Below are 8,558 nucleotides of genomic sequence, written 5' to 3'. Positions count from 1 at the left end.
GAAGGAAGACCGGACGGGGACGCTGTACCAGGTCGCGTTCGACGGCGTCGAGAACGACCCCATCGAGATCGCCACGACCCGCCCCGAACTGCTCGCGGCGTGTGTCGCCGTCGCCGTCGACCCCCGACGACGAGCGCTACGAGGGCGCGTGGGCGACACCTTCGAGGTGCCGCTGTTCGGCCAGGAGGTCGACCTCCTGCGACGAGGACGTCGACGGCGATGTTCGGCACCGGCGCGGTGATGATCTGTACGTTCGGGGACAAACAGGACGTCGACTGGTGGAGTCGCCACGACCTGGACCTCCGCTCGGTCCTCACCGAGGACGGCCACCTCAACGACCTCGCCGGGGAGTTCGAGGGCCAGACTATCGCCGACGCGAAGGAGAACGTCGCCGACGCGCTGGACGACGCGGGCCACCTCGTCGACCACGAACGGACCGAGCAGGCCGTCGGCGTCTGCTGGCGCTGTGATACGCCCATCGAGATCCTCTCGAAGGAACAGTGGTTCGTCCGCATCGACCAGGAGGCCATCGTCGAGAAAGCACAAGAGGTCGAGTGGATTCCCGACCACATGTACGCCCGCCTCGAGGAGTGGGCCGAGGGGATGACCTGGGACTGGGTCATCTCCCGCCAGCGCGTGTTCGCCACGCCCATCCCCGCCTGGGAGTGTGTGGACTGTGGGCACTGGCACGTCGCGGGCGTCGAGGAACTGCCCGTCGAACCGACCGAGACGCCCCCGGCCGTCGGCGCGTGCCCGGAGTGTGACGGCGAGAACTGGCACGGCGAGACGGACGTCATGGACACGTGGATGGACTCCTCCATCACGCCGCTCCACCTCCGTGGCTGGCCCGAGGAGACCGCCAGAGACGAGTTCGAACCGGTCGCACTGCGTCCACAGGGCCACGACATCATCCGGACGTGGGCGTTCTACACGCTCCTCCGCACCGGCGAACTCACCGGCGAGCGGCCGTGGGACACCGTCCTCGTCAACGGGATGGTGTTCGGCCCCGACGGCAACAAGATGTCCAAGTCCCGTGGCAACGTCGTCACGCCCGAGGAGGCCATCGACGAGTACGGCGCGGACGCCGTCCGACAGGCGCTCGCACTGGGCGGTCAGCCAGGTGCCGACGTGCAGTTCCAACCGAAAGAGGCCACCTCGGCCTCGCGGTTCAACACGAAGGTGTGGAACATCACGAAGTTCGCGGCAGGCCACGTAGACGAGCGGACGGTCGACGTCTCGGACCCGGCGTACCGCGACGCCGACCGCTGGATTCTCGGCCGCGCGGCGGACGTCGCCGAGCGGTACGACGAGGCGATGGCCGAGTACCGCTACGACACCGCCCTGCGCGAACTCCGGGAGTTCGTCTGGCACGACCTGGCCGACGACTACCTCGAACTCGTCAAGGGCCGCCTCTACGAGGGTCGGCCCGGCGAACGCAACGCCGCCCGGCACGCGCTCCTCACCGCGCTGTCGTCGTCGCTCCGGATGCTCGCGCCGTTCGCGCCGTTCCTGGCCGACGAGGCCTACGACGCGCTCCCCGGCATCGAGGGGAGCGTCCACGCCGCCGAGTGGCCCGACCTGCCCGAGTTCGACGAGGCGGCCGTCGAGCGCGGCCAGCTCGTCGCGGATATCGCCAGCGAGATTCGCTCGTGGAAGTCCGAACAGGGGATGGCGCTCAACGCCGAACTCGACCGTATCGAGGTGTTCGCCGACACCACCGACGAGGAGAGCGCGCTCGACACCTACGACCTCTCCAGTGCGGTCAACGCGCCGGTCTACCTCGAATCGGGTCGGCCGAACGTCGAACTCGTCCCGGTGGGCGTTGACCCCGACCACGCCAGCATCGGGCCGAAGTTCCGCGACGAGGCGGGTGCGGTCATCGGTGCGCTCGAAGCGGCCGACCCGGCGGCGCTGAAGGCCCAGCAGGAGACCAGCGGCGAGGTCGAACTCGACGTCGGCGGTGAGGTGGTCGTCCTCGACGCCGACGCCTTCGAGGTCGAAGAGGAACAGCAGGCCGCCAGCGGCGAGGAGGTCGACGTCCTCGAACTCGACGACGCGACGGTCCTCATCTACACGGGCTGAGACCGTTTCGACGCTGAGAACGACCACCCCCGCCTTTCACATGGCAGGGTGGTGTAGACGTGACACTACATGGCTCTCGGCGAACTGACGAGCGGTGCGGTCGTCTCCGTCTCCCCCTCGACGCCCGTTCCGACGCTCGCCGAGCGGATGCTCGCCGAAAACGTCCGCTGTGTCGTCGTCACCGAGCAGTCACGGCCGGTCGGGGTCGTCACCGACCGCGAGTTGGCGCTCTCGCTCACCGACGCCTTCGACGTGACCGCACTCGACGCTGCCGACCTGATGGACGAGGCGTTCGCCGTGGTCCACACCGACGCCTGCGTCCGCGACGTCCTCCAGTCGATGCACCGCACCGCGTCACGGCGGGCGACGGTCGTCGACGACGCCCGTCGACTCGTCGGCGTCGTCACGCTCGACCAGCTCGTCGCGACGGTCTCGCGTGAACTCGTCGAGACCATCCGGGCGGTCGGCCCGCCCACGCAGTGAGACGAATCGGGGATGTTTACCCGGACTCTCGCGTGGGTCCGCTATGGACGAGCGAATCAGGGAGCACGCACGGACTCTGGTCGAGTGGAGCGCCCGCGTCGAAGCGGGCGACGACGTCGTCGTCAGCGTCGGGATGGACGCCCACGAGTTGGGCGTCGCCGTCGCCGAACAGTTGGGCGAGAAGGGCGCAACCCCCGTCTTCACCTACAGCTCTGGCGAACTGACTCGTGCCTACCGATTGGCTCACGACGGTGCGTTCGAGGCGGCCGACCACGAACTCGCGCTCTACGAGAACGCCGACGTCGTCCTCTCGCTTCGTGGCGGACGGAACACCAGCGCCACTGCCGACGTCCCGAGCGAGACCCGTCAGCAGGCCGCTCGTGCGGAGCAGGCGGTCCGCGAGGCACGGATGAACACCGACTGGGTGTCGACGGTCCACCCCAACCGCTCGCTCGCCCAGCAGGCCGGGATGGCGTTCGAGGAGTACCAGCAGTTCGCCTACGACGCCATCGTCCGGGACTGGGAGGACCTCGCCGAGCGGATGGCGCTCGTCAAGGACGTGCTCGACGAGGGGAGCGACGTCCGCCTCGTCACGGCGGACACCGACCTCACGATGTCCATCGAGAACCGCGTCGCGGTCAACTCCGCCGCGAGCGTCGCCTACGACTCGCACAACCTCCCTTCGGGTGAGGTGTTCACCGCGCCCCACGCCACGGAGGGTGAGGTGCTGTTCGACGTGCCGATGACGCTCAACGGCCAGCGTGTCCGGGACGTCCACCTCACCTTCGAGGACGGCGTGGTCGTCGACTACTCGGCGGGGCAGAACGAGTCGGTGCTGACCGAAATCGTCGAGACCGACGACGGTGCCCGCCGTCTCGGCGAACTCGGCATCGGCATGAACCGCGGTATCGACCGGTTCACCGACAACATCCTGTTCGACGAGAAGATGGGCGACACCGTCCACCTCGCACTCGGCCGTGCGTACGGGTCGAACTTCCCGGAGGGCCACGAGGACGAGGCCAACGAGTCGGCGGTCCACGCCGACCTGATCACCGACGTGAGCGAGGACTCACGTATGGAGGTCGACGGCGAGGTGGTTCAGCGTGATGGCGTGTTCTGGTTCGAAGACGGGTTCTGACTGGCCGCTCGGTGGCGATGGCGCTCCACTGTTCGGCGATTCTACCGACCCCACACTTTTCGCACCTCCACGAGAATCGGTGGTATGACCGACGATGCGGCGACGTTCCTGAGCGGGTTCGTCCACGAGGAGACGCAGGTCGACGACGGTGTCGTCGACCTGACGCTGGCGACGGTCCACCGTCTCGACGAGGGCGGGGCCGTCGACTTCGGCGGCGACGAACTCGCCGCTGCCGAGACGACGCCCATCGACACCGAGTCCCGCGACGGTGACGACGACTACGGCTGGTGGAATCTCGACGCCGGGACGTATCTCGTCGAACACAACGAGAGGCTCGACGCCGAGAACACGACGTTCTCCCTCCAGCCCCGAACGGAACTCGTCGAACGCGGCGCGACCCACCCGACGCTGTTCGTCACCGAACTACCGGCGCTACCGCTGACGGTCCCCGAACCGGGCATCGCGTTGAAGGAGAACGCCCGCATCTCGACGCTCCGCTCCCCGATTCGATAGCGAACAGCCGTCACCGATTTCTGCCACGGAACGCGACTCCGGACTCCCGCACTACGCCCCGTGGCGACGCTCAGCGCATGGCTGGGACTGGTCGCGTACTGGTACTTGAATGTCCGGCCGACTCAGAGCGACCGCTGCTCGGTTCGCGGAGAGCAGAGATGGGAGAGAGTAAACGGCCGCGCCGGAGGCGCGGTTCACCGGACGCGAGTGGAACGAGTGTCCGGCCTTTTTCATCGACGTTTTTGCGCCGAGAGGTGGCGCGAAGCGCCACCCGAGGCGTAAAAAGGTCGTTAGAAGTAGTCGACGCCCTCGGGCAGTTCGAGCTTCATCCCCTTGCGCTCGCGGATCTCCTTCATCGTCTCCTCCTGGAGGCTGTTGGCCATGACCTGGAAGCCGGCGTTCTCGGTGTTCCACGACGCGCGGCCCTCGGTGGCCGAGCGGATGTCCGAGGAGAACCCGATCATCTCGTCGACGGGTGCGATACCCTCCACGACCATGAGGTCACCCTCCTGGTACATGTCGTCGACGCGGCCACGGCGACCCTGAATCTCGCCGGAGGCTGCGCCCATGTGCTCGTTGGGCACGTCGATACGCACGTTCTGGATGGGTTCGAGGAGCTTCACGCGGGCGGCGATGAGGCCACGGTGGACCGCGTTGCGGACCGCGGGGATGACCTGTGCCGGACCGCGGTGGATGGCGTCCTCGTGGAGCCGGGCGTCGTGCAGACGGATGAGCGACCCCTGAACCGGTTCGGCGGCGAGGGGACCGTCGTCGAGCGCCTCTTCGAGGCCCTCGATGACGAGCTCCATCGTCTCGTTGAGGTGCTGAATCCCCTTCGTGTCGTCGATGAGGATGTTCGTCCCGTAGATGTGCTCGACGTTCTGGGACGTGTCCTTGTCCATGCCGGCCTCCTGGAGTGCCTCGCGGCGCTCCAGTTCGGGCATGTCCATCGACGCTTCGCCGAGCTGGATGGTCTCGACGAGCTCGTCGCTGAGCGGCTCGATGGTGATGTAGAACCGGTTGTGGCGGTTCGGCGAGATGCCTTCGACGGTCTCACACGCACCCGTCGGCTGCTCGCGGAAGACGACGATGGGCTCACCGGTGATGACCGGAATACCCTGTTCGCTCTCGATACGCTGGGTCTGGACCTCCAGATGCAGCTCACCCTGCCCGGAGATGAGGTGCTCCCCGGTGTCCTCGTTGATGGTGATCTGGATGGTCGGGTCCTCCTTCGAGACCCGTCGGAGCGTCTCGATGAGCTTCGGCAGGTCGTCCATGTTCTTCGCCTCCACGGACTTCGTGATGACCGGCTCCGAGATGTGCTCGATGGACTCGAACGGCGTCATCTCGATGGAGGAGACGGTCGACCCGGCGATGGCGTCGCGCAGACCGGTGACGGCCGCGATGTTGCCGGCCGGGACGCGCTCGACCTCCTCGCGCTCGCCACCCATGTAGATACCGACGGACTGGACGCGGTTCTTGCCCGCGGTCCCCGAGACGTAGAGCTCCTGGCCCTTCTCGAGGCCGCCGGAGAACACACGACCGGAGGCGACTTCGCCCGCGTGCGGGTCGATACCGATGTCGGTGACCATCAGGACGACTTCGCCGTCGTCGTCGACGAGGCGCATCTGCTCTGCGACGTCCAGCGTGTCGTCACCGCGCCAGATACGCGGGATACGACGGGGCTGGGCGTCCAGCGGGTCCGGGAAGTGCTCACAGACCATGTCGAGCACGACGTCCGACAGCGGCGTCTTCTCGTGGAGCTCCTGGCGCTGGTCGTTGCGCTCCATGTCGATGATGTCGCCGAAGTCGAGACCGGTCGCCTGCATCGACGGCATCGAGACGCCCCACTTGTAGAGGGCCGACCCGAAGCCGACGGTGCCTTCCTCGACGCTGACCGTCCAGTCGTCGACGTCGTCCATGTCCTCGGTCATCCCGCGGATGAGTTCGTTGACGTTGCGGATGACCTTCAGAAGCCGCTCTTGCATCTCCTGGGGGCCTTCCTGCAGCTCGGAGATGAGGCGGTCGACCTTGTTGATGAACAGCGCGGGCTTGACGCCCTCGCGGAGCGCCTGACGGAGCACCGTCTCGGTCTGGGGCATCGCGCCCTCGACGGCGTCGACCACCACGAGCGCACCGTCGACGGCGCGCATCGCCCGGGTGACGTCCCCACCGAAGTCGACGTGGCCCGGCGTGTCGATGAGGTTGATGAGGTGGTTGCGGTCCTCGTACTCGTGGGTCATCGAGACGTTCGCCGCGTCGATGGTGATACCGCGTTCCTGCTCGTCGTCTTTCGTGTCCATCGCGAGCTGCTGGCCGGCGGTCTCGTCCGAAATCATCCCGGCACCCGCGAGGAGGTTGTCCGAAAGTGTCGTTTTTCCGTGGTCGACGTGAGCGGCGATGGCGATGTTCCGGATCTGGTCCGGCTTGTCCATCAGCTTCTCACACTCCTGTACGATTTTCTTACGTCGGCCCATTAGGGTGTTCTACCGATAGCGTAGTGAAAAGGGTAGTGTTTCGGTCTCCACGGAATCACTCGAATATCGTGAGAATACCCCACATACAGGGGCGTTTGGCGGTCGAGCTCCGTGCTCGTCGCGGTCACTCGCGCAGTTGCTCGTAGGCCCACCGAACGCGGCGGAACGACTCCTCGTCGCCGCCGCAGTCGGGGTGGGTCTCCTTGGCCCGTCGTCGGAACGCCTCGCGGACCGTCTCCGGCGGCGCGTCGAGGGCTACCCCGAGGACCGTCGCCGCCTCCTCACGGGGGCGTGAGACCTGTCGCTGACGCTGGCGACGGCCCGTCGTGCGGTCACCTCGCCGACCGCTCGTCCGACCATCGGTGGCGCCCGGCCGCCGACCCGTCCGTCCCCGCCCTCTGCCGGTGTCACCGGTCTCCTCGGCCCACCCGCCCCACCAGTTCGGCTCCTCGTCCGCGTCGGTCCAGTCACCACCGGTCCACCCGCCGCCGGTCGTCCAGTCGGTCGCTCCCGTCCGATCGTCGGCCGCGTCCTCGCGCCAGAACGCGCCCTGCCACTCCCAGTCGTCCCACTCGTCGTCGCTCGGCGAGGGGTCGCCGGGGCGGTACTCGAAGCCGCCGCGGTGCCAGTCCTCGGCGGTGACTCGCCGGTCGTCGTGTCGTGTGTCGGCGTCGGTCTCGGTCGGTCCGTAGGCCATGGCGAGGATGCGTCGTCGGCCGTAGCCCCAGAGGACGTAGCTCGACGCACCGCTCGCCGCGGCGGCGGGCCAGAAGAGGGGCTCGACGAGGCCGGCGCACGCGAACAGCAGCGCGCCCGCCGCGAGCGCCCCCGAGAGCGCGATGGCGACCGACGACCTGTTCACACCATCCCGTGGGTGGTGCGTCGTTGTAAGTGTCTCGCCGGTCACGACGCCTCGCTCGCCGACGACGCGTCGGTGCGGTTCGTTCGTCGACCGGCCGTCACCCGAGTCGAAACACGGGCGCACAAGAGTCATACGTCGCGGGAGCGTGGTAACGAACAGCATGGATGTTCGAGTGCTGAGCCGTGGTCCCACCGACCCCTTCCTCTCCGCCCGAGACCTCTTCGAGACCGAGTACGACCTCTCGCTGCCGGTCGACGTGCGCGTCCGGACCGACCCGGACGAGCGGACCTACACCGGCCACTACGCCGACCACCACGTGCTGAACATCTCCGCCTCCGCGGCTTCCAGCGCCATGGCGCGTGAACTCGCCCTCCACGAGTACGCCCACATGCACCGCTACGAGCAGTCCCATCCCTCTCACCACCAGTCGATGGAGGAGGCGCTCTACCTCGCGCTCGCGGGCCGGAGCGTCGAGCAGCGGAAGCTCACCCACTGCTATCAGATCGCCAACCACATGAAGGACATCTACGCCGACGACATCACGCTCGACGTCGGCCCCGCGGACAAACTGGTGGCGTTCCTCGAATCCAGTCTGGCGACGGCGCTCGCCGAGCGCCCCGCCGAGGCCCCACAGGCGTGGCGACGACTCACCCCCGCCGCCGACCCCGACATCACCGCCGTCAACGCGGCGTTCGCGCTCGCACTCGTCGAGCGCCACGGTCTGGTCGCCCCCGACCACCGCCTCTACGACCTGGCGGCGGCCGCCGGTAGCGACGCACCCGGCGTCAGCGTCGAGCAGTTCAAATCGCGGTTCGCCTCGCTCGCCGACGACCCCGACGAGAGCGAGTACCGGAAGGCGCTCGTCGACGTGACCCGTGCCTACGCCGTCGATTCGAGTGGGCCAGCGGGCGGGACGGCCGCCGACTGAGGGTCGGCTACGGTCGGTCGTCGCCCGCCCCCACGTCGGTCTCGCCGTCGCCGTCGGTTCCTCTCACAGGTGCCG

Annotated in this window: 6 protein-coding genes and 1 pseudogene; 5 read left to right on the top strand and 2 right to left on the bottom strand. The window is 67.7% G+C overall.

Annotated elements, in window-relative coordinates; genetic code table 11:
- From GQS65_RS14160 to GQS65_RS14145, 4 genes and pseudogenes are all read left to right on the top strand, one after another.
- A pseudogene (locus GQS65_RS14160) lies at window positions 1–2,082 on the top strand (class I tRNA ligase family protein); the annotation flags it as partial.
- A 69-nt stretch (window positions 2,083–2,151) separates the two neighbouring features.
- Window positions 2,152–2,565: a CBS domain-containing protein gene (locus GQS65_RS14155; RefSeq protein WP_158205272.1), complete on the top strand. Its 414-nt coding sequence runs from the start codon at window positions 2,152–2,154 to the stop codon at window positions 2,563–2,565.
- Between the two features lie 43 nt (window positions 2,566–2,608).
- A complete protein-coding gene (locus GQS65_RS14150) occupies window positions 2,609–3,703 on the top strand; it encodes an aminopeptidase (RefSeq protein ID WP_158205271.1) in 1,095 nt (364 codons plus the stop codon).
- An 84-nt stretch (window positions 3,704–3,787) separates the two neighbouring features.
- Window positions 3,788–4,216, top strand: a complete 429-nt coding sequence (locus GQS65_RS14145) for a dCTP deaminase (RefSeq protein ID WP_158205270.1) — start codon at window positions 3,788–3,790, stop codon at window positions 4,214–4,216.
- Between the two features lie 290 nt (window positions 4,217–4,506).
- Here GQS65_RS14145 and GQS65_RS14140 read toward each other — a convergent pair whose 3' ends face one another.
- Together GQS65_RS14140 and GQS65_RS21440 are read right to left on the bottom strand one after the other, a co-directional pair.
- Window positions 4,507–6,693 (bottom strand): elongation factor EF-2, encoded by a 2,187-nt coding sequence (locus GQS65_RS14140; protein WP_158205269.1) that lies wholly within the window; start codon window positions 6,691–6,693, stop codon window positions 4,507–4,509.
- A gap of 124 nt (window positions 6,694–6,817) precedes the next feature.
- Window positions 6,818–7,555, bottom strand: a complete 738-nt coding sequence (locus tag GQS65_RS21440; protein WP_199268469.1) for a J domain-containing protein — start codon at window positions 7,553–7,555, stop codon at window positions 6,818–6,820.
- 160 nt (window positions 7,556–7,715) lie between these two features.
- Here GQS65_RS21440 and GQS65_RS14130 point away from each other — a divergent pair, with 160 nt between their 5' ends.
- Window positions 7,716–8,483, top strand: coding sequence for a DUF5781 family protein (locus GQS65_RS14130; protein ID WP_158205268.1), 768 nt, complete (start codon window positions 7,716–7,718; stop codon window positions 8,481–8,483).
- Window positions 8,484–8,558 lie beyond the last annotated feature (75 nt).

It is taken from the genome of Halomarina oriensis (genome assembly GCF_009791395.1).
Lineage (GTDB): Archaea > Halobacteriota > Halobacteria > Halobacteriales > Haloarculaceae > Halomarina > Halomarina oriensis.
Note: the sequence above shows the minus strand (reverse complement) of the source record. Positions and strands in the feature narration are given on the sequence as shown.

Coding starts and splice junctions, on each gene's coding strand:
- GQS65_RS14140 (WP_158205269.1), bottom strand. CDS start 6,693: ATGGGCCGACGTAAGAAAATCGTACAGGAGTGTGAGAAGCTGATGGAC.
- GQS65_RS14145 (WP_158205270.1), top strand. CDS start 3,788: ATGACCGACGATGCGGCGACGTTCCTGAGCGGGTTCGTCCACGAGGAG.
- GQS65_RS14155 (WP_158205272.1), top strand. CDS start 2,152: ATGGCTCTCGGCGAACTGACGAGCGGTGCGGTCGTCTCCGTCTCCCCC.
- GQS65_RS14150 (WP_158205271.1), top strand. CDS start 2,609: ATGGACGAGCGAATCAGGGAGCACGCACGGACTCTGGTCGAGTGGAGC.
- GQS65_RS14130 (WP_158205268.1), top strand. CDS start 7,716: ATGGATGTTCGAGTGCTGAGCCGTGGTCCCACCGACCCCTTCCTCTCC.